At 65.0% G+C, this 26,483-nt stretch carries 29 protein-coding genes; 15 read left to right on the forward strand and 14 right to left on the reverse strand.

The genetic code is table 11. The annotated features are described in order from the left end of the window. The first annotated feature begins 142 nt into the window (after nucleotides 1-142). From T331_RS0103865 to T331_RS0103880, 4 genes are all read left to right on the forward strand, one after another. On the forward strand, nucleotides 143-1,114 hold the full coding sequence (locus T331_RS0103865; protein ID WP_051622139.1) for a glycosyltransferase: 972 nt from the start codon (nucleotides 143-145) through the stop codon (nucleotides 1,112-1,114). Nucleotides 1,115-1,450: 336 nt separating this feature from the next. After that, nucleotides 1,451-2,587, forward strand: coding sequence for an inositol-3-phosphate synthase (locus T331_RS0103870; RefSeq protein ID WP_026439093.1), 1,137 nt, complete (start codon nucleotides 1,451-1,453; stop codon nucleotides 2,585-2,587). Next, nucleotides 2,584-3,300: a phosphocholine cytidylyltransferase family protein gene (locus T331_RS0103875; protein WP_026439094.1), complete on the forward strand. Its 717-nt coding sequence runs from the start codon at nucleotides 2,584-2,586 to the stop codon at nucleotides 3,298-3,300. Before T331_RS0103870 ends, T331_RS0103875 begins: the two co-directional genes overlap by 4 nt. Nucleotides 3,301-3,315: 15 nt before the next feature. Further along, nucleotides 3,316-4,218, forward strand: coding sequence for a CDP-alcohol phosphatidyltransferase family protein (locus T331_RS0103880; protein WP_026439095.1), 903 nt, complete (start codon nucleotides 3,316-3,318; stop codon nucleotides 4,216-4,218). Here T331_RS0103880 and T331_RS0103885 read toward each other — a convergent pair. The 3 genes from T331_RS0103885 to lptF form a co-directional block, all read right to left on the reverse strand. Continuing rightward, nucleotides 4,204-4,440 carry a DUF1272 domain-containing protein gene (locus T331_RS0103885; RefSeq protein WP_026439096.1) on the reverse strand — a complete coding sequence of 79 codons (237 nt, stop codon included), beginning with the start codon at nucleotides 4,438-4,440 and terminating at the stop codon, nucleotides 4,204-4,206. The two genes, T331_RS0103880 and T331_RS0103885, sit on opposite strands and share 15 nt — an antisense overlap. A 90-nt stretch (nucleotides 4,441-4,530) precedes the next feature. Beyond that, nucleotides 4,531-5,616: an LPS export ABC transporter permease LptG gene (lptG, locus tag T331_RS17235; protein WP_051622096.1), complete on the reverse strand. Its 1,086-nt coding sequence runs from the start codon at nucleotides 5,614-5,616 to the stop codon at nucleotides 4,531-4,533. Continuing rightward, a complete protein-coding gene (gene lptF / locus T331_RS17240; protein ID WP_051622098.1) occupies nucleotides 5,606-6,754 on the reverse strand; it encodes an LPS export ABC transporter permease LptF in 1,149 nt (382 codons plus the stop codon). The genes lptG and lptF overlap by 11 nt, the downstream gene beginning before the upstream one ends. Nucleotides 6,755-6,945: 191 nt before the next feature. Here lptF and T331_RS0103900 point away from each other — a divergent pair, with 191 nt between their 5' ends. From T331_RS0103900 to T331_RS0103915, 4 genes are read left to right on the forward strand one after another with little or no spacing between them, the layout of a single operon-like run. After that, complete coding sequence (locus T331_RS0103900) at nucleotides 6,946-7,197, forward strand: acyl carrier protein (protein ID WP_008495030.1); 252 nt, start codon at nucleotides 6,946-6,948, stop codon at nucleotides 7,195-7,197. A 6-nt stretch (nucleotides 7,198-7,203) separates the two neighbouring features. Continuing rightward, nucleotides 7,204-8,421 carry a serine palmitoyltransferase gene (gene spt, locus T331_RS0103905; RefSeq protein ID WP_026439097.1) on the forward strand — a complete coding sequence of 406 codons (1,218 nt, stop codon included), beginning with the start codon at nucleotides 7,204-7,206 and terminating at the stop codon, nucleotides 8,419-8,421. A 20-nt stretch (nucleotides 8,422-8,441) separates the two neighbouring features. Then, a complete protein-coding gene (locus T331_RS0103910) occupies nucleotides 8,442-9,569 on the forward strand; it encodes a glycosyltransferase (protein ID WP_026439098.1) in 1,128 nt (375 codons plus the stop codon). Then, complete coding sequence (locus T331_RS0103915; protein ID WP_026439099.1) at nucleotides 9,569-10,306, forward strand: PIG-L family deacetylase; 738 nt, start codon at nucleotides 9,569-9,571, stop codon at nucleotides 10,304-10,306. Before T331_RS0103910 ends, T331_RS0103915 begins: the two co-directional genes overlap by 1 nt. A 131-nt stretch (nucleotides 10,307-10,437) precedes the next feature. On the opposite strand, the gene T331_RS0103920 is transcribed toward T331_RS0103915, so the two are convergent. The 3 genes from T331_RS0103920 to T331_RS0103930 form a co-directional block, all read right to left on the reverse strand. Continuing rightward, entirely contained in the window at nucleotides 10,438-12,141 is a 1,704-nt protein-coding gene (locus T331_RS0103920; RefSeq protein ID WP_155992600.1) for a hypothetical protein, read from the reverse strand. Between the two features lie 192 nt (nucleotides 12,142-12,333). Next, entirely contained in the window at nucleotides 12,334-13,761 is a 1,428-nt protein-coding gene (locus T331_RS0103925; RefSeq protein WP_026439101.1) for an oligosaccharide flippase family protein, read from the reverse strand. Next, the gene (locus tag T331_RS0103930; RefSeq protein WP_026439102.1) at nucleotides 13,758-14,987 is read right to left on the reverse strand and encodes a glycosyltransferase; all 1,230 of its coding nucleotides are present in this window, start codon (nucleotides 14,985-14,987) and stop codon (nucleotides 13,758-13,760) included. The genes T331_RS0103925 and T331_RS0103930 overlap by 4 nt, the downstream gene beginning before the upstream one ends. 151 nt (nucleotides 14,988-15,138) lie before the next feature. Between T331_RS0103930 and T331_RS0103935 the strand changes: the two genes are divergently transcribed. Then, on the forward strand, nucleotides 15,139-16,077 hold the full coding sequence (locus tag T331_RS0103935) for an alpha/beta hydrolase (protein WP_155992601.1): 939 nt from the start codon (nucleotides 15,139-15,141) through the stop codon (nucleotides 16,075-16,077). Between the two features lie 216 nt (nucleotides 16,078-16,293). Here the strand turns inward: T331_RS0103935 and T331_RS19385 are convergent, their stop codons facing one another. The 4 genes from T331_RS19385 to T331_RS0103955 all read right to left on the reverse strand — a co-directional run bounded on the left by T331_RS19385 (nucleotide 16,294) and on the right by T331_RS0103955 (nucleotide 17,848). Beyond that, nucleotides 16,294-16,794 carry a DUF2147 domain-containing protein gene (locus T331_RS19385; protein ID WP_008495040.1) on the reverse strand — a complete coding sequence of 167 codons (501 nt, stop codon included), beginning with the start codon at nucleotides 16,792-16,794 and terminating at the stop codon, nucleotides 16,294-16,296. A gap of 210 nt (nucleotides 16,795-17,004) precedes the next feature. After that, on the reverse strand, nucleotides 17,005-17,256 hold the full coding sequence (locus tag T331_RS0103945) for a hypothetical protein (protein ID WP_155992602.1): 252 nt from the start codon (nucleotides 17,254-17,256) through the stop codon (nucleotides 17,005-17,007). Nucleotides 17,257-17,338: 82 nt separating this feature from the next. Further along, nucleotides 17,339-17,557: a hypothetical protein gene (locus T331_RS0103950; RefSeq protein ID WP_008495042.1), complete on the reverse strand. Its 219-nt coding sequence runs from the start codon at nucleotides 17,555-17,557 to the stop codon at nucleotides 17,339-17,341. Between the two features lie 69 nt (nucleotides 17,558-17,626). Continuing rightward, complete coding sequence (locus T331_RS0103955; protein WP_026439105.1) at nucleotides 17,627-17,848, reverse strand: hypothetical protein; 222 nt, start codon at nucleotides 17,846-17,848, stop codon at nucleotides 17,627-17,629. Nucleotides 17,849-18,110: 262 nt separating this feature from the next. Here T331_RS0103955 and T331_RS0103960 point away from each other — a divergent pair, with 262 nt between their 5' ends. The 4 genes from T331_RS0103960 to T331_RS0103975 all read left to right on the forward strand — a co-directional run bounded on the left by T331_RS0103960 (nucleotide 18,111) and on the right by T331_RS0103975 (nucleotide 20,593). Beyond that, complete coding sequence (locus T331_RS0103960; protein WP_026439106.1) at nucleotides 18,111-18,692, forward strand: TetR/AcrR family transcriptional regulator; 582 nt, start codon at nucleotides 18,111-18,113, stop codon at nucleotides 18,690-18,692. Between the two features lie 94 nt (nucleotides 18,693-18,786). Further along, on the forward strand, nucleotides 18,787-18,990 hold the full coding sequence (locus tag T331_RS0103965; protein ID WP_008495045.1) for a YdcH family protein: 204 nt from the start codon (nucleotides 18,787-18,789) through the stop codon (nucleotides 18,988-18,990). Then, complete coding sequence (gene purE, locus T331_RS0103970) at nucleotides 18,987-19,469, forward strand: 5-(carboxyamino)imidazole ribonucleotide mutase (protein ID WP_026439107.1); 483 nt, start codon at nucleotides 18,987-18,989, stop codon at nucleotides 19,467-19,469. Before T331_RS0103965 ends, purE begins: the two co-directional genes overlap by 4 nt. Beyond that, nucleotides 19,469-20,593 (forward strand): 5-(carboxyamino)imidazole ribonucleotide synthase, encoded by a 1,125-nt coding sequence (locus T331_RS0103975; protein WP_026439108.1) that lies wholly within the window; start codon nucleotides 19,469-19,471, stop codon nucleotides 20,591-20,593. Before purE ends, T331_RS0103975 begins: the two co-directional genes overlap by 1 nt. 87 nt (nucleotides 20,594-20,680) lie before the next feature. On the opposite strand, the gene arfB is transcribed toward T331_RS0103975, so the two are convergent. The 4 genes from arfB to T331_RS0103995 form a co-directional block, all read right to left on the reverse strand. Then, a complete protein-coding gene (arfB, locus tag T331_RS0103980) occupies nucleotides 20,681-21,100 on the reverse strand; it encodes an alternative ribosome rescue aminoacyl-tRNA hydrolase ArfB (RefSeq protein ID WP_026439109.1) in 420 nt (139 codons plus the stop codon). A gap of 33 nt (nucleotides 21,101-21,133) precedes the next feature. After that, nucleotides 21,134-21,433 (reverse strand): 50S ribosomal protein L28, encoded by a 300-nt coding sequence (rpmB, locus tag T331_RS0103985; protein ID WP_008495049.1) that lies wholly within the window; start codon nucleotides 21,431-21,433, stop codon nucleotides 21,134-21,136. A gap of 140 nt (nucleotides 21,434-21,573) precedes the next feature. Beyond that, nucleotides 21,574-21,834, reverse strand: coding sequence for a hypothetical protein (locus tag T331_RS0103990; protein ID WP_035179192.1), 261 nt, complete (start codon nucleotides 21,832-21,834; stop codon nucleotides 21,574-21,576). A 67-nt stretch (nucleotides 21,835-21,901) separates the two neighbouring features. After that, the gene (locus tag T331_RS0103995; protein WP_026439110.1) at nucleotides 21,902-23,773 is read right to left on the reverse strand and encodes an ABCB family ABC transporter ATP-binding protein/permease; all 1,872 of its coding nucleotides are present in this window, start codon (nucleotides 23,771-23,773) and stop codon (nucleotides 21,902-21,904) included. 10 nt (nucleotides 23,774-23,783) lie between these two features. Here T331_RS0103995 and T331_RS0104000 point away from each other — a divergent pair, with 10 nt between their 5' ends. Together T331_RS0104000 and T331_RS0104005 are read left to right on the forward strand one after the other, a co-directional pair. Beyond that, nucleotides 23,784-24,626, forward strand: coding sequence for an NUDIX hydrolase (locus T331_RS0104000; protein ID WP_026439111.1), 843 nt, complete (start codon nucleotides 23,784-23,786; stop codon nucleotides 24,624-24,626). A gap of 82 nt (nucleotides 24,627-24,708) precedes the next feature. Beyond that, a complete protein-coding gene (locus T331_RS0104005; RefSeq protein WP_026439112.1) occupies nucleotides 24,709-26,346 on the forward strand; it encodes an NF038122 family metalloprotease in 1,638 nt (545 codons plus the stop codon). Nucleotides 26,347-26,483 lie beyond the last annotated feature (137 nt).

Consider the following 26,483-nt stretch of genomic DNA (forward strand, 5'->3'; position numbering starts at 1 on the left):
TTGGTGCCATCGCTTGGCGCTAACAGACTCACAAGGGAATGGCAATGGCTTTGGCGTCTGGCACGGTTGACAGAGCGCCCCGCCGCCGCCTAGCCAGCCTTGGCTAACCGCTTCATTTTGTTTGCTGGATTACCAAATCTCCATGTCCATCCCCGCGATTGCGCGATTCTGCTGGATCGGTCCGAAGCTGGCCTGGGCGCACGGCCTGGCGCTGCTCTCCGCCGCCGCGCACGGGGGGATGGAGGGAGTCTGCCTGCATCATACCGATGATCTGGCGCCCGGCCCAGTGCTCGAGGCCCTGCAGGCGGCCGGCATCCAGCTGGTGCGCGAGGACGCGCCAGGCCGCCTCGCCCGCGTCGAGGCGGCGCTGGGCCTCGCCCCCGGCCTGACCCGGCTCTATGCCCGCCTGAGCAGCCCGGTGCAGCGCGCGGACATGCTGCGCGCCGCCATCCTGTTCGAGGAGGGCGGGGTGTATCTGGATGTCGACACCCTCACCGTGGCGCCGCTCACGCCTTTGCTGAATGTCCCGCAGTTTCTCGGCGCGGAGCGGATCGTCTGGCCGGAATGGGTGCGCGCCTCGCGCTCACCGCGACTCTGGGCCAAGCATCTGGGGCTGGATGTGCTGCGCAAAACCCTGCGCCTGCTGCCCGGCGGCTGGCGGTTCTTCCGGCTGGTGGAAGGCTGGTATGCGCCGGCGGTGAATAACGCGGTGATGGGGGCCGTGCCCGGCGCGCCCTTCTTCGCCGCCGTGCTGCGCGCCATGGCGGCGCTGCCGGGCGATGTCGCGCCCGGTGCTTACGCGCTGGGGCCGGATCTCTACCAGGCGCTGCTGGAAGCCGCGCCGGTGCCGGACCTGACCATTCATGCACCGGCGGTTTTCTACCCCCTTCCGCCGGAAATCTCGGAACATTGGTTCCGCCCCACACGCCACGCCCAGGCCGCGCTGGCCCGCGTGCTCAGCCCGCAAACCAGGGTCGCGCATTGGTATGGCTCGGTCCGCACCAAGCCCTATGTCGCTGAAATCAGTCCGGATTATATCCGCGCCCACCGCACCACCCAGCTTTTCAGCGCCCTGGCGGACCGGCTTCTGCCCGCCCTCGCCCCACAAGATTGAGCCCGTCCAGGCGTCTTACGCGCTTGTCATACTTGCGACACATGACGGAAACAGCTACGAGACTGACTTACTTACCGCGCAGAGTTCGGACTCATCCCGCAAGTGCCTGCAGTCCGTCCAGGGTTTTCCGCAAGAGGCGGGAGGCCCGGTGCCAATCCCCGGCAGGGCTGCGAGTGGCAGGAGGCCTTTGGTTACAAGGTTGAGAGACGAGCGCGTACCCGGTTCTGTTTACAGTCCCCGCCAGCTTTGCTGGCGCGGCCGGCGTGCGTCCTGGCGTCTGGTCAAGCTGGCGGCATCCTGCCCGTCGGCGGAATTTAGCGAGAGACGAGGTTGATTATGGCGAAGAACGGCGGCATCCGCATCGCGATCGCTGGCATCGGCAATTGTGCCAGCTCCCTGATCCAGGGCATCTATTACTACACGCCCGAGCGCTGCGCCGAAGGCGTGGTCGGCCTCATGCACACCGAGATCGGCGGCTATCAGCCCAACGATATCCGCGTGGTCGCGGCGTTCGATGTCGATGCCCGCAAGGTCGGTCAGGATGTCGCCACCGCGATCTTCGCCAAGCCGAATTGCACCAAGGTGTTCGAGCCGAACATTCCCGCCACCGGCACCATCGTGAAGATGGGCCAGGTGCTGGACGGCATCTCCGAACACATGGCCGATTACGACGAGGACCGCACCTTTGTGCGTTCCGACGCGAAAGAGCTGAGCAAGGACGAGATCGTCGCCGAGCTGAAGGCCACCAAGGCCGACGTGCTGCTGAACTACATGCCGGTGGGCTCTGAGCAGGCCGCGCGTTTCTATGCGGATTGCGCCCTGGAAGCCGGCTGCGCCTTCGTCAACAACATGCCGGTCTTCATCGCCAGCGATCAGGCCTATGCGGACAAGTTCGAGGCCGCCAACCTGCCGATCATCGGTGACGACATCAAATCCCAGGTCGGCGCCACCATCACCCATCGCGTGCTGACGGATCTGTTCGCCAAGCGTGGCGTGAAGCTGATCAACACCTATCAGCTCAACACCGGCGGCAATACCGACTTCCTGAACATGAAGAACCAGCAGCGCCTGGTCTCCAAGAAGAAATCCAAGACCGAAGCCGTGCAGGCCGTGGCCAAGGAGCGGATGCAGAAAGAGCACATCCATATCGGCCCGTCCGACTATGTGCCCTGGCAGAACGACAACAAGATCGCCTTCATCCGCATGGAAGGGCTGCAGTTCGGCGACGTGCCGATGGATCTGGAACTGCGCCTCTCGGTGCAGGACAGCCCGAACTCCGCCGGTGTCGTCATCGACATGGTGCGCTGCTGCAAACTGGCGCTGGAAGCCGGTGTCGGCGGCGTGCTGGCCGGCCCCTCCGCCTATTTCTGCAAGCACCCGCCGGTGCAGTACACTGACGACATCGCGCATGAGATGACCGAAGAGTTCATCCGCACCTGCCGTCCGCTGCTGGCCGTCACCGCCGCCGAATGAAGGCGCTGATCGTCGCCGCCGGCCAGGGCACGCGGCTGCGCGAAAAGGGGGAGCTGAAACCGCTCATCCCGATTCGCGGCGTGCCGCTGATCGAGCGCGTCATCAGCAATGGGCGCGAAGCCGGGATCGAGGAGTTTCTCGTCGTCACCGGCTATCGTTCCGAGGAATTGCAGGCGCGGCTGGGGGAATTCTCCCGCCGCTCCGGCATCCATATCACACGCATCCATAACCGCGCCTGGGACCGCGCCAACGGCGTCTCCGTGCTCGCGGCCAAGCAATATCTGGATGAGCCGTTCCTGCTCACCATGTGCGACCATCTCGTCGACCCGCAGATTTTGCGCCGGCTGATCGAGGCCAAGGCCGAGCCGGATACGGTCACTTTGGGCGTGGATTTCAATATCGAAAACCCGCTGAACGACCCGGAAGACGTCACCCGCGTCAAATGCGAGGGCGATGTGCTCAAGCATATCGGCAAGGTGATCCGCGACTTTAACTGCTTCGATACCGGCGTGTTCCGCTGCAACCCGGTGATGTTCGACGCGCTGGAAGAATCCCAGACCCGCGGCGATGACAGCATTTCCGGGGCGATGAACGTGCTGGCCGGCTGGGGCAAGGCGCGGGTGCTGGATATCGGCGACCGGCTCTGGGTGGATGTCGATGATCCGATCGCCTTCGGCAAGGCCGAGGCGCTGCTGGATGAAGGCCGGCTGTAAGAAGGTCCAGATATCGTGAGCGATGCCACCAGTGCCGGCGCGGCCGATCCGATCCGGCGCACCTATGAGATCGAGGACCCGACCAACCTCTATCTGATCCACCCGATCTCCGCCGCCCTGGTGCCGCTTTTCGCGAAATGGGGGATTTCGCCCAATATTGTTTCGCTGCTCGGCATGGGCTGCGGGATTCTGGCCGGTGTCTCCTATCATTTCTACAGCAGCACCGGCTGCGCCGTGCTGGGCTTCCTGCTGATGCTGGCCTGGCATGTGATGGATGGTGCCGACGGCCAGCTGGCGCGGCTGACCAAGCGTTATTCCGAGCTCGGCAAGATCCTTGACGGCATCTGCGACTATGTCACCTTCACCGCCGTCTATGTCGGGCTGGCGCTGGCGATGAGCCGGTTCATGGGCGGTTGGGCCTGGGCGCTGGTGGCCCTCTCCGGTGTCGCCCATGCGGTGCAATCGGCCTCGTATGAGATGCAGCGCCAGGATTATAATTTCTGGGGCTGGGGCCGGGCCTCGGCGGCGCTGCCGCGGCTGGATGCGAAGCCAAAAGGCATCGCCGGGCGCCTGCATCATCTCTATGCCCGGGTGCAGCTCTGGGCCTCCGGCGGGGCGGCGGAATTTCACCGCGTCTTCGCCGCCATCCTGATCTCAAAGCCCCGGCAGGAGGCGGCCTTGCGCGAAGCCTACCGCGCCCGCTTCGCCCCGGTGACCCGCCGCTGGGGCGTGCTCTGCGCCAATTACCGCACGCTGGGCTTGTTCCTCGCCGCGCTGGTGAAGCTGCCGGTGCTGTATTTCGTCTTCGAGATCATCGGTTTCAGCGCCATCCTGATCGTGCTGCTGGAGGCGCAGAAGGTGCAGTATCACGCCTTCCTTGAGCAGATCGGCGAGCGGAGCGGGTCAGGCGCAGCCTGAAAGCTTGACCACCCGGCGCGACGAGGCCGGGTATTTCGCCAGCATTCGCGCCGGGCGGATCGGCCGTGCGACCAGATTGCCGCTGCAATTCGGGCAGTACCCGCCCAGATCCTCGGCGCAGGCCGCGCAGAATGTGCATTCGAAGCTGCAGATGCGCGCGGTCGCACTCTCTGGCGGCAGATCGATATCGCAGCATTCGCAGTTCGGCCTGATGTCGAGCATGGATGGCGTCCTGTTTTCGTTATACAACCATAATGATGTATCGAAACGGATCAGGCAAGCCAGGATTGCGTGCCGGTCAAGCCCCGGCGTTCAGCCGCCCCGCCCCAACCGGCTATGGCTGCGCTCCAGCAGCCAGCCCCCCACCCCCAGCAGTATCAAAGATGGCGCCAGCGCCGCGATCGCCGGATGCACCGCCAGCAACAGCCCGAGATAGCCGGTAATCTGCTGCACCAGCAGATAGACCATGCCCAGCAGCGCGCCGATGACGATCTGCCGCCCCGCCCCGCCGGCCCGCTGCGGCCCGAATACGAAGGGGGCGGCGATCAGCGCCATGCCGAACAGCGAGAGCGGCACCGCCACCATGCTCCAGAAGGTCTGCTGATAGCGCAATGCCTGCTGATGCTGCGCCTGCAATTGCCGCAGATAGGCATAGAGCGCCAAAGGCGGCATCGTCTCCGGCGGGATCGCCAGCAATTGCAGCTGCCTTGTGGAAAGAAAGGGCTTCCAGCTCAGGCTTTGCGCCGGTGCGCTCTCCACCTGGCCATGGGTGATGACCTCATGATGCACCCCGCTCAGCGCCCAGCTGCCATCGGGCTGCGGGGTGGCGTCATCGGCCTGCACCACATCCCGCAGCGTGCCGTCCGGCGCCAGCGTGTAGATGGAAACGCCGTGCAGCGTGTGCCCATCGGCGAAGCTCTGCACATTCAGGAACACCCCGTTCTTCTGCGCCCAGAAGCCGCCATTCACCATCCCGGGCAGGGCATCGCCCAAAGCCGCCGCCTGGGCGCGCTGGGCCGCCTGCTGCGCCGGCGGGATGACGAATTGCGCCAGCAGAAACAGCGCCAGGATGATCGGCAGGCAGAGCTTGGCCACGGCGCCGACAATCCTGGCCTGCGACACGCCGAAGCTGCGAAACGCCGTGAGTTCGGAGGATTTCGCCAGGCTGCCCAGCCCCAGCAGGCTGGCCAGCAGCATCGAAACCGGGGCCAGCTGCAGCAGCCGGTCCGGGGCGGTGAGTGCGGTATAGCTCAGCGCGTCGGCCAGCGTGTAATGCCCCTGCCCGACCAGCCCCAGCTGCTCGACGAAGCTGAGCAGGCTGAACAGCGCCGTGAGCCCGATGATGAACAGCAGAAAGGCGCGGCCGACCACCCAGCCGACATAACGGTCAAGCTGCATCGTGGCTGGTGGCGGCGTGCCAGTTGGTGTTGGCGGGGTGGGGGTGGCGCGGCGTCTCGCCCGGCCGGTGCAAAAGCCGGCGCAACGCTGGCCCGTACCAGATCAGCGCGATGAACAGCCCGAGCAGGCACGGCGCCCACCACAGCCCCGGAAACGCGCCGACATCGCCATGCTGCACCCAGGTGCGGGCGATGGTGCAGAGCAGGTAATAGGCCGAATAGGCCAGAATCGCCGGGCCGAACTTGGCATAGCGATTCTGCCTTGGCTTGCCCCGGCTCAAAATCGCCCCCAGCAGCGCCAGCAGCAAGGTGGAAATGCCGGTGGAGAGCCGCCATTGCCGCTCCGCCACGTCGCCGGGGGTGGAGGAGGTGAACAGCCTGGCGCTGCTCGCCGCCACCGGGCTGTAGCCGGGCTTGCCGGGCAGCGCGCCGTCCGGGTCGATATTCAGCCCCTGCGCGTCCAGCACCTGGTCGTTCGCCGGGGTGCCGGGGTCGAGCTGATAGATATGCGCATCCGAGAGATGCACGCTGCGCCGCCCGTCATCGCCCATGGTCGCGGGGGTGGCGTTGGCGGCGGTGATGATCTCCAGATGCCCGTTCTGTTCACGCGCCACGAACAGGTTCCGCGCGGCGGCGTGCGGCCCGGCGCGGTTGCCCAGAAATACCACCTGGTCGCCCTTGGCGCTGGCATAGAAGGTGCCGGCCTCCATTGCATTCACATTCAGCGTCACCGCGGCCCGCCGGGTGATCTCGTGCGAGGTGGCATAGGCCCAGGGCCGGGCGAAGAGCGAGAGCCCGGCCACGCCCAGCCCCAGCGCCAGCGCCAGGCGCATCACCGGGCGCAAAAGCTGGCGCGGCCCCAGCCCCAGGGCCAGCATGGCGGTGATCTCACCATCCGATTGCAGCCGCCCGAACCCGGCCACCACCGCGATGAACAGCGAAATCGGGATCAGCACTTCGAGCGAGATCAGCAATTTCAGCCCGGTCAGCGCGGCGATGGCGCGCACCGGCAGCAGCCCGTTCACGGCATCGGAGAGAATGTTCGCCAGGCTGTAGCCGGCGAACAGCAAGGCCAGAATCCCCAGCACCACGGCAAAGGGGCGGATGATCTCACCGGTTAAATAGCGATCCGTCTTCAAAGCGCTCGACCAACTCTCTCAAGGCAGCAGGGGGCCCGGCGCGTGATGCCGCCCGAAAGGCCCGTGACAAGGCGGTGCCCGCTCTTTAATAGAGGGGCTGGTAAGAAGTATAGTTTTTCCTGCACGTTTGTCATGGGCCGCCTGTGCGGCCCTGCCGTGCGGGCAATGGCAGAGGAGCCGCGCGCAGCGATATGTCTGATCAGGCCAACGAGATCCGCGAAATCATTTTCGACACATTGCGCGCCGCCCTGCCGCAGGACCGCCCGCTCTCCGACAATACCCATATCATCGAGGATCTGGGGCTCGATTCCGTCGCGGTGATGGATTTCGTCATGGAGATCGAGGACAAGCTCGACATTTCCGTGCCGCTGGACAAGATCGCCGAGGTGGAAACGCTGGGCGATCTCATCGCCACCGTGCAGCGCCTGAAACAGGCCGCCTGATCCGCCATGGCCGTGCTGGATAAATACGCCGCTCTGGCGCAGCAATATGCTGGGCTGGAAGCGGCGGGCGCCAACCCGTTCAACGTGCCGTTCGAGCGCGTGCTCTCCCCCACCGCCGCCATCATCGGCGGGCGCGAGACGCTGCTGCTCGGCACCAATAATTATCTCGGCCTGACCTACGACCCGGCGGTGATCGCCGCGGCCAACGCAGCGACCCAGGCGGCCGGCACCGGCACCACCGGCTCGCGCATCGCCAATGGCAGCTATGGCAGCCATCAGCAGCTGGAAGCGGCGCTGGCGGATTTCTATGGCCGCAAGCAGGGCATGGTGTTCTCCACCGGCTACCAGGCCAATCTCGGCATCATCTCGGCTTTGGCCGGCAAGGGCGACCATCTGCTGCTGGACGCGGATTCCCACGCCTCTATCTATGACGGCTCGCGCCTCGGCTACGCCCAGGTGACGCGCTTTCGCCATAACAGCCCGGACGACCTCGCCAACCGCCTGCGCCGCCTGGCCGGTGAGCCGGGCGAGAAGGTGATCATCGTCGAGGGCATTTACTCGATGCTGGGCGACACCGCGCCTTTGGCCGAATTCGCCGCGGTGAAGCGCGAATATGGCGGCTGCCTGGTGGTGGACGAGGCGCATTCGCTCGGCGTGCTGGGCGCCACTGGCCGGGGCCTCGCCGAACAGGCCGGGGTTGAGGCGGATGTGGATTTCATCGTCGGCACCTTCTCCAAGAGCCTCGGCGGTGTCGGCGGCTTTGCGGTGACGGATATGCCCGGGGCTGAAATCCTGCGCGTGGTCTCGCGGCCTTATATGTTCACCGCCTCGCTCCCCCCCGGCGTGATCGCCGCCACGGAAGCAGCCTTGCACCAGCTGCGCGCCCGCCCGGAACTGCGTCAGCGGCTGAACGAAAACGCCCTGCGGCTCTATCGCGGCCTGGCCGGGCTGGGCTTTGAGCTGGGGCCGGAACCCAGCCCCGTGGTCTCCGCCATCATGCCCTCGCCGGAGGCCGCCTTCGGCTTCTGGGCGGCGCTGCTCAAGGCCGGGCTCTACACCAATGTCAGCCTGCCGCCGGCCACGCCCAAGGGCCTGGCTTTGCTGCGCTCCAGCGTGAGTGCCGCGCACAGCCCTGAACAGATCGACCAGGCCATCGGCTTGTTCGCGCAGGTGGGCGAAAGGCTGGGGCTGCTCGGCGCGCCTGCTTTCGCCGCTGCCAAGTAACCCGCGCCGGGGGAGGCCGCATGCGCCAGGTTGCGATCTTCCGGCATAATCTGTTCCGCCTCTCGGAGCCTTTCATCACCCAGCAGGCGGGGCGGTTTCGCCGCTACCGTCCGCTTTACCTGGGACGGCTGCGCTATGGCGCGCCGCCGCCGGGCGCCGAGGCGATGGCGCTGGAGGATCTGGCCCCGAAGCTGCGCTTCCTGCCGGCGGCCTGGCATCTGCTCTCCGCCAGCCCGCACCCTTATCTCTACCGGCTGGAGGGCCAGCGGCCGGATCTGATCCACGCGCATTTCGGCGTCGAGGGTGTCTATGCCCTGCCGCTCGCCGCCCGGCTTGGCGTGCCTTTGGTCACCACGTTCCATGGCTTCGATGCCACGCTGAACCCGCTCGGCCTGCTCGCCAACCCGGCCTGGGCCCGCTACGCGCTGCGCCGGGGCAGGCTCGCCCGCCAGGGCAGCCTGTTCCTCGCCGCCTCCCACTTCCTGCGCGAAAAGCTCCTGGCCATGGATTTTCCGCCGGAGCGGGTGCGGGTGCATTATATCGGCGTCGACCCCTCGGCCATCGCCCCGCGCCTGGCCGCGCAGGAGGAGCCGATCATCCTGCATGTCGCCCGGCTGGAAGAGGTGAAGGGCACGCAATTCCTCATCCGCGCCTTCGCGTCCATCGCCCCGCAGCACCCGGCCGCGCGGCTGGTGCTGATCGGCGACGGCAAATTGCGCAAGAGCCTGGAAAAGCTCGCCCAGGACACCGGCTTTGCCGATCGCATCGACTTCTTGGGCGGCATGAAACATGAGCAGGTGCTGGGCTGGATGCGCCGCGCCGCCATGCTGGTGCTGCCCAGCATCAAAACCGAATCCGGCCGCGAGGAAGGGCTCGGCATGGTGATGCTGGAAGCCGCGGCCTGCGGCGTGCCCGGCATCGGCGCGCGCGTCGGCGGCATTCCCGAGGGCATCGCCGAGGGCGAAACCGGCTTTCTCGTCCCCCCGCAGGACCCCGAGGCGCTGGCGATGGCGATGGCGACCCTGCTCGCCAACCCGGTGCTGCGGCTGCGCATGGGCGATGCGGCGCGCAGGCGCATCGAGCGCCAGTTTGACATTCGCCGCCAGAGCGCGGCCCTGGAAGATATCTATGACGAGCTGCTGGCCTGATGCGCCGCGTCGTCGTCGCCGCCCATCCTGACGATGAAATCCTCTGGATGAGTTCGGCCCTGCGCGCGGCCGACAAGGTCGTGCTCTGCTATGGCGCGCCCTACGGCAAGCCGGAGAAAGCCGCCGCCCGCGCCCGCGCCGTGGCCGCGCTGGGCCTGCCCAACCTGGTCAATCTCGCCATCCCGGAAAGCGGCACAAGGCTGCTGGTGAACTGGGACGATGCTGAAATGACGCCGACCGGCATGGCGATCAACGATGCAGCCGGCCAGGCGCGCTATGATGCGAATTTCGCCACGCTGCGGGAGCGCCTGCGCCCGCTGCTCACGGGCGTTGACGAGGTCTTCACCCATAATCCCTGGGGCGAATATGGCCACCCGGAACATATCCAGCTCTATCGCGTGGTCGAGACGCTGCAGAAAGAGCTTGGCTTCACCATCGTCTTTTCAAACTATGTCGCCCCGCTGAGCTGGTTGCTCGCCCGCCGCCTCGGCGCCGCGCCGCTGTTCGCGGAAAAGCGCCGGGCGGTGCCGGATATGCGCCTAGCAAGGCGCCTGCGCGGCATCTATCTGCGCCACCGCGTCTGGACCTGGTCCGTCTTCCACGCCTGGCCGGCGACGGAGACGCTTTACGCGCAACCGCCGGGGGAGCGGGAATGCTGGCAGAGCCTGGAGGGGGAGGCGCTGGTGGATGTGACGCGGCTGCGCTGGTGGAAGCGGGTGGGGGTGGCGAGGGTGTAGAGGGTGGCTATCGGGCCAGCAGCGACATTCGGCTAGAGGTGACGGAATGATCTCTTTGGAGTCATACCGGACGCTGGACTGGTCCGCTTTTCAGCGCTTAGGCTGGGCGGGTTAGCGGCCCTGGCAGGCTCTTAACTGACTTCGGAAGATCCACGCCGCGCTTGGCTATTCGGATCATGAATGAAATGGGTCGCAAGAGCGGCCAGCATGTCATTCGCTCGTCCCAGCAGTCCTCGGAACACGCTGCGAGGCGTCTCGCGGTCAAGTCCAACCTGCGTCTGCACTCTATCGAACCGCGCGCCCTTGGCGTGCGCCGCGCCGCTGGAACGCAGATCTTGCAACGTTCGTAGAACCCCGATGTCTCGATCAACGTGAGGGTAGTTAGCCGCCTCAACGTAGCGCCTGAGTTTGCTAATGCTCTTTTCATCGCGAAGCGCGCCGTCGAGCGCCTTCGCGAGTTCGGCGTCATTTAACGTGTCGATGAGAAGTTTTACGAGATAGAGGACCTGGTTCTCAAATTCTCCGGTGCTGTCCGTCATCGGGACGTGAAGCTGCTTGAGAATGTGAGTGTCCGCCTCATGGAGGGGTCTGAATAGAGGCCAGCCGAATTGCTTCTGCCACGCCTCGCTGAGTTGCGTGTAGCGCTGCTTGAAAACTAGGTCAGGAGCCGTCGGATCGGTGAACTGTGCTAGGAATGAGCGGCGAAAATTGGTGTCACTTGTCTGCGTGCCGCCTGGCGGCACGTTGAAGTGCCGCCAGTACGTCTGCTCTTCGTAATGGAGGTCGCGTCCGAGATCACCGAGGTAGACCACCACATGGTCTGGTAGATTGTTGTCGATCCGCATCCCCCAGAGCGACCCGCACCGAAGGTAGCCGTCCTCCACTTCAAATTTCGGATCGTCGTAGTACTTGGCTAGGACGTTTCGCGTGAACCAGACTGGCGTGAGATAGTGTGGGGCATCTTCGTTCGCCCCGAAATAGTTGGCCAGCGCATCGGGATCGCTGCTGTGCGTGACGGGTGAACCGTCGTCGGCAACACGAATTATGAATTCCGCGTATTGGCCGCGCCACCCGGTGGAAAAGGGCCAGACTCCACTCTCGTTGATCGGCGGCGGGAAGATAATCTTCTTCCCGACGAGCCGCGTGAAAGTCTCCTTGCGATGCAGCTCGCCGACGTGGAGGGAGTAATGGCGATCTGCTACCGTCACCTCGCGATTCGGGATTGCGGCCATCGCCTCAGCAACATCAATCCTTGCAAACACCCTGTGGTCGAAGAATAGCCCAAGCGCGAGCTGCCGCGCTGCCATGTATTGACGGACATACCGCGTCAGCACGCGACTTTGTGAGGCGGTGATCTCCGCCACGACGACTTCCGCGCCCCGGTCATCTATGTGGATGAAGCGATCATTCTGACGGTCGTGGTATAGGTTGTGGAAGTGCCGGAACTCCTCGGCGAGATCGAACTGCCGCGATTTGATGCCATGGAAATCTCTCGAATAGAGGATCGGTTCGACGCCCTCTGTGCCGAAGCGCTCGTAAGTCGTCGTCTCAACGCCCTCATCATCGTAGCCTTGGCTGAACCCCGGCATGCCCTGCCCAATCATGATGTCCCAGCTGGTTGAATTCAGAGAACGAGCTAGACCCATGGGCGTCAGAAGGGCAGAATACGAGCAGCGGCTGCCCTGACCGTTATCGTGGAATTCGTAGAGCGTGGTCCACTCGCCGCACCCGAGATCATCGATCTCGGCGATATTGTCAGCCTGACTGAGGCGAACCATCGGGTCCGGCTCGGCGAAGCGTTGAGCAGACGTAAGTTCAGGCGGAAGGCGTGGCATGGCTCTCTCTTTCAGGCCGCATAGCAGTCGAGCACGACGGCTCGGAGCAGGTCATCATCGGAAGATATCACTGGAAAATATTACGGAACAGATGGCGACGGCGCTGATGTCGCATTCTGGAGCGAAGCCGAGGTCCGCTAGTGGCGCGAAGCGGTCACCAGCGGCGCGCTGTGGCAATGACGGCTTCCCCCTTTAACCCCGTCGCCTCCAAACCAACCCCCCATACCCCCCCCCTGTCGCCAGCACCGCCGCCGCGATCCGGCCCGCCGCCGTGCCGCCATACGGCAAGGCCCGCGCCGCCAGGCACAGCACCACCATCCCAACCACCGCCAAAGCCGGCCGCAAAAACGGTTTTGCCAGCGCCAGCGCGGAAATATCCCATTCCCGGCGCAGATAGCCCACACTCCAGCTCAGCAAAAACGGATACACCGCCAGCCACGCCGCCGAGACCGCCAGCAACCCCGCCTCGCCATGCACGACAATCCCCGCCGTGAGAATAAACCCGCCCAGCATCAGCAATGTTGCGAAGGAGAGGCGCGCCGCTTTGCCCGGCTGCCCGGTGCCCAGCAGCAGCGGCGTGATCAATTGCGAGGCGATGCGCAGCACCGCTGCCCCCGCCAAAATCTGTAAGGGCCGCGCCGCATCCGCATAGCTGCGGCCTTGAGAATCATGCAGCAGCCCCATCAGCGGCACCGCCATCAGCCCCAGCCCCGCCATGCAGGGCGCCACCAAGCTCGCCAGACGCTGCAGCGACCATAACAACGCCGCCCGCAACTCCGCAGGCGCGGCCGCGACTTTCGCGAATACCGGCTGTGCCGCGCGGTTGACGATGGTGCCCACCGCCATCGCCGGCTCCATCGCCACGTCAAACGCCACCCGATACACCGCTAGCATCGCCGGCCCGTAAAACCAGCCGACCAGCAGGAAATCGATATTCTTGAAAATCTGCTCGAAGATATTCGCGCTGGCCGAGCGCCAGCCGAAATCCACCAGCGCCCTGATCTCTGCCAAGGCAAAATGCCAGCGCGGCACAAAGCGATTCGCCAGCAACGCGCCCGCCAGAATAAATACGCCGGAGGCAAAATACCCGCCCACCAGCGCCCAGGCCCCGCCGCCCGCCACCGCGATGCCAAACCGCACCAAAGCCGCGCCGAAGGTCGCGCCGACATTCACCATGGCGATTTTCTCATAGGCCAGCGCGCGATTCAGCAAGGCCAGAGGAATCACCGCTGCCCCCACCAGCGGCTGCTTCGCCGCCAGCGCCAGGAAATACAGCTTCACGCCGGAAACGCCATATAACCAGCCAATCGCCGGCGAGAGCGCCACCGCGGCCCCGCCCACAATCACCGCCAGCACCAGAATGAACCAGAACAGCGAGGATAAAGCCTCCCGGCTCACCGCCTTCGTTTGCACCAGCGCATCGCCGGTGCCCAAGCCATCAAACGCCTCCACCACCATGCCCACCGCCAGCACCAGCGAGCCGATGCCAACCTGAGTCTTGGTCAAAAACACCAGAACCGCCACGATGGTGGCGAAATCCGTCACCTTGGCGACGATGGCGGCCCCGCCCAGCCAGTTGAAGCCGCGCCCGAGATGGCGCTGATGCTCGTTTTCGCTCATGCGTCCGGCGGCAAAACCGGGGCGCGGGTGCGGATGAAATGCCGCAGCCAGCGTGCCGAGCCCTGGCGCCAGCGCGCACTCTGCGCTGCCCCCCACAGCCCGGGGCGCGGCGTGGCATCCGCCGCCCAGTCTTTCACCTGCGCGATAATCTTCTCCGCCCGCGCCGCCCAGGTATAGCCCAGGCTGTCCGTTGCCGCGCCGGCCGCGAGCCTGGCAGCCAGCGCCTCATCGCCGGTCAGCGCCGAAAGCCCCGCGACCAGCGCCTCCAGATCATCCGGCTGTACCAGCAGCGCGTTCTGGTCATGCTTCAGCACCTCGGCCACATCCGGCGTATTCCCCGCCAGAATCGGCCGACCGGAGCCGAGATAAAAGAACAGCTTCAGCGGCAGCACGGTGGAGCCGAACTTCGCCAGCGGCTGGAAGGAAGGCGGGATCAGCAACACATCGGCGGCATGGATGTAATTGCCCAGCGTCGCCTCGGTCTGCCAGGGCACGATCACCACATTCGGCACGCTCTTCGCCAGCGCCTCCACCGAGCCCTCGCCATAGGAGCCGACGAACAGGAAGGTGAGCTGCGGCAGCCGCTTCGCCGCCTCGATCACCAGCTCCAGCCCCTTCTTATGGTTCACCCGCCCGGTATAGATCACGGTTTTCGCGGCCGGATCGATGCCGATGCGCGCCTTCGCCTCGGCCAGCGGAACCGGCGCGGCGAAACGCTGCGGCTCGAAGCCGTTATGGATGCAGCGCAGCTTCTCCGGCGGCACGCCGAGTTCGATATATTTCTGCCTGGTATATTCGGAATGGCAGACCGAGCCCAGGAACCGCTTATGGCTGAACAGTTTGTAGAGCCAATATTGCAGCGGCGGGATCTGATCCGGCCAGGGGCGGTAATGGTCGAACACCACGCGTTGCCCGCAGCGCAGCGCCATCCACGCCACCCAGAGATTGCGGGTATAAACCAGATCCGCGGCCCTGAAGGCGCTGCGCAGCCCGATCGTCAGCCCGCACAGAATATGCCGCCAGGCCGCCGGCTTCAGCGGCGCGAAGGCGCTGATCAGCGGCATGCCCAGCCGCGCGGTCAGCCCCGGCAGATTGTCCGGCGCCATCGGCACATGCAGCCAGGCCGCCTCCAGATGCGGAGTCAGATAGCGCGCCGTGGTGGTGAACACTTCCGCATCCGCCTCGGCGCTGGGCAGGGGGTTTTCAAAGGCGAAGAGGATTTTCATATGGTCCCGGCGATCAGAAACAGGCCGGGAACCCGGCGCGGATACCTACCCGCGTTCCAGGGGCGGGATCAATAAGCCCGGCTGTCACGCTCCGTTGCAAATTGCCGCGGACGCGCATCATCGGCAGGATTAACTCTGTCATGAACAGCCCATGGAGACGCAGATGATCGGCCGCCGCCCCCTTCTCGCCGCCGCCGGTGCCGCCCTGGTCGCCCCCGCCGCCCTGGCCGGCACCACGCCCGAGCGCATCCCGCTCTGGCCAGGCACGCCGCCGGGCGGGGGAGGGCCGCAAGGGCCGGAGCGGGTCAACACCAAGGGCAGCGTGCGCGACATTCCCGCCCCCTATCTCACCCTCTACCGCCCGCAGAGCCCGAACGGCGCGGCCGTGCTGGTGGCCGGCGGTGGCGGCTACCGGCATATCGAGATGGGCACGGAGGCCGACCCGGCCGCGCTTTGGCTGAACGCACGCGGCATCACCGCCTTCACTTTGGCCTATAGGCTACCGGGTGAGGGCTGGGCCGCCGGAGCGCAGGCGCCTTTTCAAGATGCGCAACGCGCCATTCGCCTCATCCGCGCCCGCGCCAAAAACGATGGGCTGGATGCGCAAAGGCTCGGCGTGCTGGGCTTCTCCGCCGGCGGGCATCTGATGGGGCTGGCGGCGGACTGGTCGGATTTTCGCTCCTACGCGCCGGTGGACGGGGCGGATTTCCTCTCCGCCCGGCCGGACAATGCAGCACTCGCCTATCCCATCATCACGCTGGAGGCGCCGTATCAGCATACCTCCACCGCGAAAATCCTGGTCGGCCAGGATGCGGATGCACAAGCCCGGGCGGAATGGTCGGTGCAGACGCATCTGCGCCCCGGAGCCCCGCCTTTCTTCCTGGTGCAGGCCAAGGACGACCCGATTTCCAACCCCGCCAACACCATCATCATGGCGCAGGCCTGCAGGCGCGCCGGCGTGCAGGTGGATTTTCACCAGCTCCCCAGCGGCGGCCATGGCTTCGGCATGGGCCGCCCTGGCACGCCGACAATGGATTGGCCGGGCTGGTATGAAAATTGGCTGCGCGCCCAGGGCATGCTGGCGCGCTAGCAGGCAAAAAAGAGGGCGTTCACAATGTGAACGCCCCAATGGCTTTGCCAAGTTTAACGCGATCCCCGGGAGAGGCGCCCAAGAGCGCCGCCCGGCCATGAAGCCATCCGGATGTCCAGATCGAGATGGAGCCACGCGGGCAGAGTAGCAGATCGCCGGCGCGAGTCAATGAGAATAGTTATCATTTTCATCAAACGATGATTCGGCCGTCTTTTCTCAGCTGGAGATGCCGCTCAACCGGCAATCCTTGGCGGCAAGCTGGCCCTGAAAGGCGCTCCAGGTCTGGGTCGCGCCAAAAAGCGGCAGCCCGACATAGCCGCGCAACCGCAGCTCGCCCTGCCGGTCCAGCGTCAGCTTGATCTGATAGACCGAGCCGTTGCGGGGGTTGGTGATATGGCCATACCAGGCGCGGCTGCCATCATCCTGGCGGCGCGCATTGGCGTCGGCCTGCAGAATGACCAGCCCGCATTGGCTCTGGCCGGCCCAATCGGTAGGGGTGGGCTCGGTCTGGTTGAGCACCATGCCCTCGATGGCGCCGCATAATTTATCGCCGCAGGGGGAGATTTGAATGACCGCGTCATGGCTGGCGGTGACCCAGCTTCCTACGGGGCCAGGCGTTGCCGCGCGGGCCGGGAGGACGGAGAGTCCAAGGCAGAGCACAAGCACGGTCGCTATGCCCGCCCAAGAGAGCAGGGCCGCGAAACGTTCGCTCGACATCACGAAATTCCTTGGGTTGCAGAGCCTTCCCGTCGCCGCGGGCGCGGCCAGGCGAGGCGGTCTGGAAGGGCTGGTTTACGGCACCGCCAGGCCGTGGGCGGTTGTGCGAGAGCAACATGACCCTGACGGGAATCATTCAGGGACATAAAGTTGCTCGCCACAACAAACAGCGAGAGCGCGCTGACCGTTTACGGTCAGGCTGAAAGCGCTCTAGCCGGAAATATCGCTCTGGCCAGCATTATTCGCATAATCGACAGCCCCCGGCGCGGTACCGAACTGAACCGGCACCCGGCGATTCTCAGCGCTGCGCCCATGAAGCTGGCTGGCCTGCGGGGGCGGGGCAATACGCACCAGATGGCGCGGGGCGCTGGGGCGGATATCGCCAGGGCGGGCCTGGGCGGCGAAGGGAGCCAGAGAAACAGCCAGCAACGCGGCGGCCGCGAAACGAGACATACGAGGCATGATACACTCTTTTTCTGATTTTGATTTGAAATTGGCGAGCACGGCCGGGCGCGCGGGGCGCCCGTTCGTCTCACGACGGGAATTAGCCGCCGGTGCTGTCGGACGCGGCGCCGCCGACATGGCGCAGGGCAACCGGGGTCTGCTTGCCGGCGAAACCACCCTGGGCGGCCTGGTTCGCCTGCGGATTATACTGGGCGACGCTGGTGTTCACCTGGAAATTGCCGGGTGCGGCGATCGCGGCGACAGGGGCCAGGGAGGCGGCCAGCAGGGCGGCGGAAGCGATTTGAGAGATGCGGTTCATGATACACTCCTGAATTGAGCTGGATGTCTAAAGGGGGGGCGCTTTGCGGCGGATTGAGCCGGGCCTGGCTTAGCCAGCCGTGCTGTCAGAGATCGGGCCGCCAACCTGGCGATCGGCGACCGGCATGCGGTGGCTGCCGGCATTGGTCTGGAAGGCCGGGATATTCTGGTTGGACTGCTGATTATAAGAGGCAACGCTGGTGGCCTGACGGTAGGACTGCGCGTTGGCGGCGATCGGGGCCAGGGAAGCGGCGATCAGAGCGGCTGAGGCGAAAGCGGTGAAACGAGACATGAGAAGATTTCCTTTTCAGTTCGGCGGGGCAGGTCGCCCTTTCGATGAGCCTGATTTAGATGGACGTACGTACGCTTGCAAGACAAATTAGAACGGACGTACGTAAACTCAGTCATGTGTTTTTTGCATGTAAATCTAATAGTCATGCGATAATCGCAATCGAGTGCAGCTTTCTCTTGGTTTTGGTGCTTTTTTCTTGCGCTTTAAGACGTACGAACGTACTTAATGACCATCATGTTTTGCAATGGATGCGATCAAACCCATGGCTAGACCCTCAAACCGCGAAAAAATCCTCACTGAAGGCCTGCGCGTCGTTCATGAGCGGGGCTTTTCCGGGGCCTCGGTGCGCGACATTGCCAGTGCCGCCAGCGTCCCGCTGGGCTCCTTCACCAATCATTTCCCCTCAAAGGAGATGTTCGGGCTGGAAATTCTGGAGCGCTATCATGAGCGCGTGCAGGAGGTGATCGGCAAGACCTTCCATGACCGCTCCCGTCCGGTGCGCGAGCGTGTAGCGTCTTACTTCGACCATGTGATCGAAAACCTCACCGCCAGCAACATGCGGGGCGGCTGCCTGGTCGGCAATTTCTGCGCCGAAGTGGCGGACCAGTCCGAGGTGCTGCGGCTGCGTCTGGCGAAAATTTTCCAGGATATCCGCGATGCGCTGGCGCAGGCGCTGGAGGAAGGTGTCGCCTCCGGCGAGCTGGCGCCGGATCTGGATTGCCTGGATACGGCCGGCTTCATCTATAGCTCCCTGCAGGGCGCGATCCTGATCGCGCGGGTGGTGCAGAACCCCAGCCCGATCGAGCGCTGCCGCCGCCAGATCCTGCAGAAGGTGCTGAAATAACGGCACAAGCGCGGCCGGCTCCGGCCTGCGGAAATCGCACGGGGACTGCAAAATTCCCGTATGCGCGGCGCGGGAATTTCTCTATTGCTCGCCCATGCTGACCGACAAAGACAATCTGCTGCGCCGGCTGCATGCGTTGCGCAGCGAGCACCGGGACCTCGATACCGTCATCACGCGGATTACCGACCTAGGTCCGGTGGATCAGCTGCATCTGCAAAGATTGAAGAAGCGGAAACTCGGTTTGAAAGATGAGATTTCCCGGCTGGAAAGCCGGTTGATCCCGGACCGCACGGCATGAGCCAGCCTCTGGTCGGGATTATCATGGGCAGCCGTTCGGACTGGCCGGTGATGGAACATGCCGCGCACATGCTTGAAAAGCTTGGCGTGCCTTATGAGGCCAAGGTGGTCTCCGCGCATCGCACCCCGCATCGGCTGGTCGAGTATGCCGGCAGCGCGCATGCGCGCGGGCTGAAGATCATCATCGCCGGGGCGGGCGGCGCGGCGCATCTGCCGGGCATGGCGGCCTCGATGACCAATCTGCCGGTGCTGGGCGTGCCGGTCGCCGTCACCGCGCTGAACGGGCAGGATGCGCTGCTCTCCATCGTGCAGATGCCAGGCGGGGTTCCCGTCGGCACGCTGGCGATCGGCAAGCCCGGCGCGATCAATGCCGGGATTCTGGCGGCCTCGATTCTGGCGCTCTCCGACCCGGCGCTGGCGGCTCGGATCGCAGCGCTGCGATCCGAGCAGACGGAAAGCGTGCCGGAGGACCCGGTCTGATGCTGCCGCCCGGATCGGTGATCGGCATGATCGGCGGCGGCCAGCTCGGGCGGATGTCCGCCCAGGCGGCGGCGCGGCTGGGGTTTCTCGTGCATGTGTTCTCGCCCGAGCCGGACGGCCCGGCGGCGCAGGTGGCGGCGCGCACCATAATCGCCGCGTACGATGATCTCGAAGCGCTACGATCCTTCGCCGAGGCGGTGGATGTGATCACCTTCGAATTCGAAAACCTGCCCGCCGCCTCGCTGGCGCTGCTGGAGAGCCTGAAGCCGGTGCGGCCGGGGGCGAAAATCCTTGCCATCAGCCAGGACAGGCTGCTGGAGAAGCAATTCCTCAACGATGCCGGCGTCGCCACCGCGCCCTGGGCGAAGGTGGAGAGCCTGGCGGAGTTGGAGGCGGCGGTAGCCGAACTCGGCCTGCCGGCGGTGCTGAAAACCACCCGGCTGGGCTATGACGGCAAGGGCCAGGCCATGCTGCGCGCCCCGGAAGATCTGGCGCCCGCCTTCGAAAAACTGGCGCCGAAGCCGCTGGTTCTGGAAGGCTTCGTGGATTTCGCCGCCGAGATCTCGGTGATGGTGGCGCGCGGGGTGGACGGCACCATCGTCTGTTTTGACGCGGTGGAGAACCGCCACAAGCATCATATTCTCGACCTCACCATCGCCCCGGCGCCCTTCGGGCCGGAGATTCTGGAGGAGGCGCAAAGCATCGCCCGGCTGATCGCCGAGACGCTGGCGCTGGTCGGGCTGCTGGGGGTGGAGATGTTCGTCACCTCAACCGGCGCGCTGGTGGTGAATGAGATCGCCCCGCGGCCGCATAATTCCGGCCATTGGACGATGGATGCCTGCCCCTGCGGGCAGTTCGAGATGCATATCCGCGCCGTGGCGGGCCTGCCCTTGCCGCCGGCAATGCGGCATTCGGACGCGGTGATGAAAAACCTGATCGGCCCGGAGGACATGGCGCTGTGGCCGCGCGTGCTGGCGACGCCGGGGCTGATCCCGCATCATTACGGCAAGACCGAAGCTCGCCCCGGCCGCAAGATGGCGCATTTCAATCGCCTTTTCCCCAAAGGCGCGTTGCCGGGCGAATTTGGCATCGAAGATGCCCTGGCTCTGGCGGAAAAATCGTAAAAGTTTTTGGTGCCGCTTTTTTCAAAAAGCGGCGAAAAACGTCTGGGGTGGCGGCAACGACATTGCCACCACCCCTGAAACTTTCGCTCAGTAATCCTTGCTCTGGCGCATCCGCTTGATGTCCCCGCGGCGCGATTTCGCATCCAGCCGCCGGGTTTTCGAGCCCTTGGTGGGCTTGGTGGCGCGCCGTGCCTTCGGGATGATGGCGGCCTCCTGGATCAGCGCGAACAGCTTCTCGCGCGCCTCCTCGCGGTTGCGCAGCTGGGAGCGATGCTCTTCGGACTCGATCAGGATATGCCCGCTCAGCGTCAGGCGCTTGCCGGCGAGGCGGGCGAGGCGGGCTTTGACATGGCCGGGCAGGGTGGTGTTGCCGACGAGATCGAAGCGTAGCTGCACCGCGGTCGAGACCTTGTTGACGTTCTGTCCGCCAGGTCCGGAGGCCGGGGTAAAAAATTCCTCCAGATCAGCATCGCTGATCTGGAGGTGATCTGTAACCGGTATCAGCATCGGAGCCTCTCAATTCACGGCCCCGGCGCGAAATCAGGCGGCCTTGGCTTCTTTCTTCGCCGTGGCGCGCTCGAGGCGGCGCTTCAGCGCCAGGCCTTCGGTGGTCAGCTTCGCGTCGGAATGGGCGAGCAGAAAGGCGTCCAGGCCGCCATTATGCTCGATCGTGCGGATCGCGCGGGTGGACAGGCGCAGGCGAACAGCACCGAGCGTATCGGAGAGCAGCGTGGTGACCTGCAGGTTGGGCAGGAACCGGCGGCGGCTCTTATTGTTCGCGTGGCTGACGTTATTGCCAGCTTGCACGGTCTTTCCGGTCAGGTCGCAACGGCGGGCCATGATACTTTTCCTCAATAAAACGCAAAGCGGGCTGGCAGGGGCCAGCCCGGAAATTCGGGGCGGCTTATGGCGCAAGCGGGGGGCATCGTCAAGCGGGTTCGCGCAAGGCTGGCCGTTGATTCAGCGCGGGGCTTGAATCTTTATGCCTCGCCGGCGTGATCCTTGCCCGCGGTGCCGCGCATCTCGCCGGACTCGACGCTCTCGATGGCGTTTTCCAGGATCTGCACCACCACCGCATCCGGCAGCACGCGGGTCAGCAGCCCCATGGCGCCGCCCAGCAGGGCGGAGGCGATGGCCAGCTCCGAGATATCCTTGCCGACCATATACTCAATCGCTTTGTCCACGACGGAACCGGCGTGGCTGAGCTCTTGTTCGGGCGGGGCTTGTCGATCGTCGGTCATGGTCATCCGTTCAAAAATTTCCGGCTCTCTTATCTGGTGGCAGCCCGTGCCGCCACCAAGGGGAGGTTTATTCCGCGAGGCTCGGGGCGGTTTTTTCCGCCGGCGTGGCATTTTCGTCGTCCATCACCGCCTGTGCCGCCCACATCGCGGCATAGAGCCCGCCGGCGGCCAGCAGCGCCGCATGGGTGCCGCGCTCGGCCACCACGCCTTGTTGCAGCACCAGGATCTCGTCCGAGTCGGTCACGGTGGAGAGGCGGTGCGCGATGACCAGCGTGGTGCGGTGCTGCGCCACGGAGCGCAGGGCGGCGGAGATGCCCTGCTCGGTCGCGGTATCCAGCGCGCTGGTGGCCTCGTCCAGGATCAGGATGCGGGGGTTTTTCAGGATGGTGCGGGCGATGGCGACGCGCTGCTTCTCGCCGCCGGAGAGTTTCAGCCCGCGCTCGCCCACCTTGGTCTCGTAGCCCTGGGGCAGCGAGACGATGAAATCATGGATCTGGGCGAGGCGCGCCGCCTCCTCCACCTCGGCGCGCGAGCAGCCGGGGCGGCCATAGGCGATGTTGTAATAGATGCTATCATTGAACAGCACCGTATCCTGCGGCACCACGCCGATGGCGGCGCGCAGATCATGCTGCTTGATCGCCCGCACATCCTGGCCATCCACCAGCACCCGCCCGCCAGTGGCGTCATAGAAGCGGAAAAGCAGGCGCGAGATGGTGGATTTGCCCGAGCCGGTGGGTCCGACAATGGCGATCTTCTGGCCCGGGGCGGCGGTGAAGCTGACGCCTTTCAGAATTTGCCGGTCCGGGTTGTAGGCGAAGCGCACATCCTCGAAGCGGATTTCGGCAGGCGCGCCCTGGGGGGGGATGGCGGCGGCGTCAGGGGCGTCCTTCACCTCCTGATTGACGTTCAAAAGCCGGAACATCTGCTCCATGTCCACCAGTCCCTGATTGAGGGTGAGGTAGGAGAAGCCGAGGAAGTTGAGCGGCACGTAGAGCTGCAGCAGATAGGTGTTGACCAGCACGAAGCTGCCCACACTCATCGTGTGATGCGCCACGCCGAAAGCGGCCATCACCATCATCGCGCCCAGCGCCAGCGAGATGATCACCGCCTGGCCGATATTCAGCATGTTCAGCGAAACCTGCGATTTCACCGAGGCTTTTTCAAACCGGGCCAGGCTGTCATCGAACCGCGCCGCCTCATGCGCCTCATTGCCGAAATATTTCACCGTCTCGAAATTCAGCAGGCTGTCGATGGCCTTGGTCTGCGCCTCGTTATCGGTCTCGTTCATCGTGCGGCGGAATTTGGTGCGCCAGGTGGTGAAGGAGAGGGTGAAGAAGATATAGAGCCCGATGGCGCAGAAGGCGATGGCCGCATACCAGGCATTGAACAGATGCCAGAGCATGAAGGTGGTGAGCAGCAGCTCGATCAGCGTCGGCACCAGGTTGAAGGCGGCCAGGCGCAGCACCGACTGGATGCCCAGCGTGCCGCGCAGGATGATGTTGGAGAGCCCGCCGGTCTGCCGGTCCATGTGAAAGCGCATCGAGAGCGCGTGCAGATGCTCGAAGGTGCGCCGGGCGACGACGCGCGAGGCGCGCATCTGCACCCCCGCGAACAGCGCGTCGCGCAGCTCGCCGAAGGCGGCGCTGGCGACGCGCACCGCGACATAGCCGCCAATCATCGCCAGCGGCACCGCGATGGCGCTATCCAGATGGGTCAGACGGTCGACCAGATGGCCATAGACCACCGGCACATAGACCGTGCCGATCTTCGCCAGCAGCAAGCAGGCGGCGGCGAAGACGAGCTTCACCCGCAACCCGGTCTCGCCCTGCGGCCAGAGATAGGGAAACAGCGAGAGGATGGTTTTCAGCGAGCCTTTGGCGGTCTTGGCGGTCGCATTGGGTGCCAGATGGGGGTTGGCACGGGCGCGGGATCGGGTCATGAGCCTGCACATGGCATCTGACTCGCAAATTGCAAAGCTTTTAGGTGATATCCGCTCCTGCCACTCAGCCATGCTGCCGGGGGAGAGGCTGGTGCTGCGCGGCGGGGCGCAGAGCTTTGGCTTTGTGAAACCGGCGCTGGCGGAACAGCTGCGCGGCATCGAACCCGCCATTGAAATTTCATCCGGGGCGGTGGTGCTGCCGCCGGGGCTGCTGCCCCGGCTCAACGAACTGGCGCGCGCCGTCGGCATCCCCACCCGGGCCGAGGATTTCGATGTGCGGGCCGCGCCGGAGGGGGCGGTGCTGGGCGTGCTGGACCGTGGGGCGCTGCCCAGCTTCGGGGTGATCGGGGTCGGGGTGCATCTGAACGGGCTGGTGCGCCGTGCCGACGGGCCGCATCTCTGGGTGGCCAGGCGCGCGGCGAACAAGAAACTGGACCCGGGCAAGCTGGACCATCTGGTCGCCGGCGGTGTGCCGGCCGGGCTGTCGCCGTTCGAGACGTTGCTGAAGGAGGCCGAGGAAGAGGCCGGGCTGGAGGAGGCGTTGGCGGCGCAGGCGGTGGAGGTGGCGCGGTTTCGCTATGACATGGAGCGCCCGGAAGGGCTGCGGCGGGATTTCCTCTATGCCTACGACCTGGAGTTGCCCGAGGATTTCATCCCGCGCGCCCTGGATGGCGAGGTAGAGAGCTTCGCGCTCTGGCCGCTGGAACAGGTGCGCGAGACGCTGCTGACCAGCGATGCCTTCAAATTCAACGTGGTGCTGGTGCTGACCGACCTGCTGCTGCGCCAGGGGCTGTTCGCGCCAGGCGAGGCGCAGAGGCTGCGCGCCGCCCTCGCCATGCCGGCCAACAGTTAAGGTTTCTGAATGGCCATTTCCAGCTGCGTTTCTGCTTACTGAATGTTAACCTGACGCCAAGAAACTCTCCGAGGAGGATTTCATGGACATTCAGCTGATTTACGAGGGCAGTACGTCTCTGGCGCCGTCCGGGTTCGACTCGGCGATGCAGTATGCCGCCAATCAGCTGGATGCGCTGATTACCAATAACGTCACCGTCAGCATCGATATCGGCTGGGACAGCAGCGGCCAGGTGCTGGGGGTGGCAACGCCCAATCTCAGCAGCAACGGGATTTACAGCTATGCCAGCGTGGCGGCGGCGCTGCGCGCCCACGCGCAGACCGCCACGCAGATTGCCGCTGTCGATGCCTTGCCGAGCACGGATCCGACCCATGGCGCCGGGCTTTACCTGACCATGGCCCAGGCGCAGGCGCTGGGCCTTGCCGATACCGCCTTGTCCCGCGAATTTTCCGGGATCGATGGCAGCGCCACCTTCGGCACTGGCGGCGGGGTGCTGAGCTTCGGCACGGCGGCCGTGGCGGGGGAGGTCAGCTTTATCGGCACCGCCGAGCATGAGCTGACACATGCGCTGGGGCGGATCGATTTCAACGATGGCGCGAATTACGCCCTCATGGATCTCTACGCCTATGCCTCGGCCGGCACGCTGCAGAGCACGCCCGACGCGCCGACCTTCTTTTCCCTGGATGGCGGCAACACCAGCCTCGCCAGCTTCGATACCACCAGCGACAACAGCGACTGGGCGGATCTGCCGCAATACCGCAATGATGCCTTCGGGGCCTATGCCTATCCCGGTTACGCGACCAGCATCACCACGCTGGATACCACGCTGATGAGCGTGCTGGGCTTCGACATTGCCTGTTTCTGCCCCGGTACGATGATCGAAACCCCGCTTGGCGACAGGAAGGTCGAGACGCTGCGCATCGGCGATGAGGTGTGGACGCCAAATGGCCCGGCGCGGATCAAATGGATCGGCAAGAGCGCGTATGAGGGGCGCTTCCTGGCGCAGAATCCGTTGATGCTGCCGGTGATTTTCCTGCCGGGATCGCTGGGGGAGGGGATGCCGCGTTGCGCGATGCGGGTCTCGCCCGGGCATGGGATTTTCCTGCATGGCGTGCTGGTGCCGGCCTGGCGGCTGGTGAACGGGGTGAACGTGTTGCAGACGCCTTGCGAGGCGAAGGTGGAATATCGGCATATCCAGCTGGAGCGGCATGATTTGCTGCGCGCGGATGGGGCGCTGAGCGAGAGCTATCTCAACGGCACGCCGCGCAGCTGGTTCCAGAATGCGGCGGAATATGCGGCACTCTACCCGTGCGAGGCGGACGAGCCCTATGAGAGCTGCGTGCCGCGCCATGATGATGGCTGGGTGCTGGAGGCGGTTCGGGACTGGGTGAACCGGCGCGCCGGCCTGGCTGGCGGGATGGCGGAGGGGGCGATGCAGGGCGTGCTGGATGAGGCCGGGCCGGCGCTTTGCCGCGGCTGGGCCTGGTGCCCGCAAACCCCGGAGCTTCCGTTGGAGCTGCTGGTGCTGGCCGGTGGCACGGTGCTGGCGCGGGTGGTGGCGAACAGTTACCGGCAGGATTTACGCGCGGCGGGGGTCGGCAAGGGGGTTTACGGGTTTTCGGTGGCGTTGCCGGACGGGGTGAGCGGCGCGATCAGCGTGCGGCGGGCAAGTGACGGCGCGCGGTTGGGCGGCGATGCGCAAAGCCGCGCAGCGGCCTGAAAGTTTTTGGGGGTGTGGGGACTTTTTTCAAAAAGTCCCCACAAACGTCTGGGGTTTTGACGACTGCGTTGCATACGCCCCCGCGTTTTCGCCGCTTTTTTTCAAAAAAGCGGCCCCTCCGGCGGCATTCCACCGCT

The organism is Acidocella facilis ATCC 35904 (genome assembly GCF_000687875.1).
Classification (GTDB): domain Bacteria; phylum Pseudomonadota; class Alphaproteobacteria; order Acetobacterales; family Acetobacteraceae; genus Acidocella; species Acidocella facilis.

Excerpts from the sequence above, each read along its gene's own strand:
- T331_RS0103865 (WP_051622139.1), top strand. The coding sequence starts at position 143 with ATGTCCATCCCCGCGATTGCGCGATTCTGCTGGATCGGTCCGAAGCTG.
- T331_RS0103870 (WP_026439093.1), top strand. The coding sequence starts at position 1,451 with ATGGCGAAGAACGGCGGCATCCGCATCGCGATCGCTGGCATCGGCAAT.
- T331_RS0103875 (WP_026439094.1), top strand. The coding sequence starts at position 2,584 with ATGAAGGCGCTGATCGTCGCCGCCGGCCAGGGCACGCGGCTGCGCGAA.
- T331_RS0103885 (WP_026439096.1), bottom strand. The coding sequence starts at position 4,440 with ATGCTCGACATCAGGCCGAACTGCGAATGCTGCGATATCGATCTGCCG.
- lptG (WP_051622096.1), bottom strand. The coding sequence starts at position 5,616 with ATGCAGCTTGACCGTTATGTCGGCTGGGTGGTCGGCCGCGCCTTTCTG.
- T331_RS0103900 (WP_008495030.1), top strand. The coding sequence starts at position 6,946 with ATGTCTGATCAGGCCAACGAGATCCGCGAAATCATTTTCGACACATTG.
- spt (WP_026439097.1), top strand. The coding sequence starts at position 7,204 with ATGGCCGTGCTGGATAAATACGCCGCTCTGGCGCAGCAATATGCTGGG.
- T331_RS0103910 (WP_026439098.1), top strand. The coding sequence starts at position 8,442 with ATGCGCCAGGTTGCGATCTTCCGGCATAATCTGTTCCGCCTCTCGGAG.
- T331_RS0103915 (WP_026439099.1), top strand. The coding sequence starts at position 9,569 with ATGCGCCGCGTCGTCGTCGCCGCCCATCCTGACGATGAAATCCTCTGG.
- T331_RS0103920 (WP_155992600.1), bottom strand. The coding sequence starts at position 12,141 with ATGCCACGCCTTCCGCCTGAACTTACGTCTGCTCAACGCTTCGCCGAG.
- T331_RS0103925 (WP_026439101.1), bottom strand. The coding sequence starts at position 13,761 with ATGAGCGAAAACGAGCATCAGCGCCATCTCGGGCGCGGCTTCAACTGG.
- T331_RS0103930 (WP_026439102.1), bottom strand. The coding sequence starts at position 14,987 with ATGAAAATCCTCTTCGCCTTTGAAAACCCCCTGCCCAGCGCCGAGGCG.
- T331_RS0103935 (WP_155992601.1), top strand. The coding sequence starts at position 15,139 with ATGGAGACGCAGATGATCGGCCGCCGCCCCCTTCTCGCCGCCGCCGGT.
- T331_RS19385 (WP_008495040.1), bottom strand. The coding sequence starts at position 16,794 with ATGTCGAGCGAACGTTTCGCGGCCCTGCTCTCTTGGGCGGGCATAGCG.
- T331_RS0103945 (WP_155992602.1), bottom strand. The coding sequence starts at position 17,256 with ATGCCTCGTATGTCTCGTTTCGCGGCCGCCGCGTTGCTGGCTGTTTCT.
- T331_RS0103950 (WP_008495042.1), bottom strand. The coding sequence starts at position 17,557 with ATGAACCGCATCTCTCAAATCGCTTCCGCCGCCCTGCTGGCCGCCTCC.
- T331_RS0103955 (WP_026439105.1), bottom strand. The coding sequence starts at position 17,848 with ATGTCTCGTTTCACCGCTTTCGCCTCAGCCGCTCTGATCGCCGCTTCC.
- T331_RS0103960 (WP_026439106.1), top strand. The coding sequence starts at position 18,111 with ATGGCTAGACCCTCAAACCGCGAAAAAATCCTCACTGAAGGCCTGCGC.
- T331_RS0103965 (WP_008495045.1), top strand. The coding sequence starts at position 18,787 with ATGCTGACCGACAAAGACAATCTGCTGCGCCGGCTGCATGCGTTGCGC.
- purE (WP_026439107.1), top strand. The coding sequence starts at position 18,987 with ATGAGCCAGCCTCTGGTCGGGATTATCATGGGCAGCCGTTCGGACTGG.
- T331_RS0103975 (WP_026439108.1), top strand. The coding sequence starts at position 19,469 with ATGCTGCCGCCCGGATCGGTGATCGGCATGATCGGCGGCGGCCAGCTC.
- arfB (WP_026439109.1), bottom strand. The coding sequence starts at position 21,100 with ATGCTGATACCGGTTACAGATCACCTCCAGATCAGCGATGCTGATCTG.
- rpmB (WP_008495049.1), bottom strand. The coding sequence starts at position 21,433 with ATGGCCCGCCGTTGCGACCTGACCGGAAAGACCGTGCAAGCTGGCAAT.
- T331_RS0103990 (WP_035179192.1), bottom strand. The coding sequence starts at position 21,834 with ATGACCGACGATCGACAAGCCCCGCCCGAACAAGAGCTCAGCCACGCC.
- T331_RS0103995 (WP_026439110.1), bottom strand. The coding sequence starts at position 23,773 with ATGACCCGATCCCGCGCCCGTGCCAACCCCCATCTGGCACCCAATGCG.
- T331_RS0104000 (WP_026439111.1), top strand. The coding sequence starts at position 23,784 with ATGGCATCTGACTCGCAAATTGCAAAGCTTTTAGGTGATATCCGCTCC.
- T331_RS0104005 (WP_026439112.1), top strand. The coding sequence starts at position 24,709 with ATGGACATTCAGCTGATTTACGAGGGCAGTACGTCTCTGGCGCCGTCC.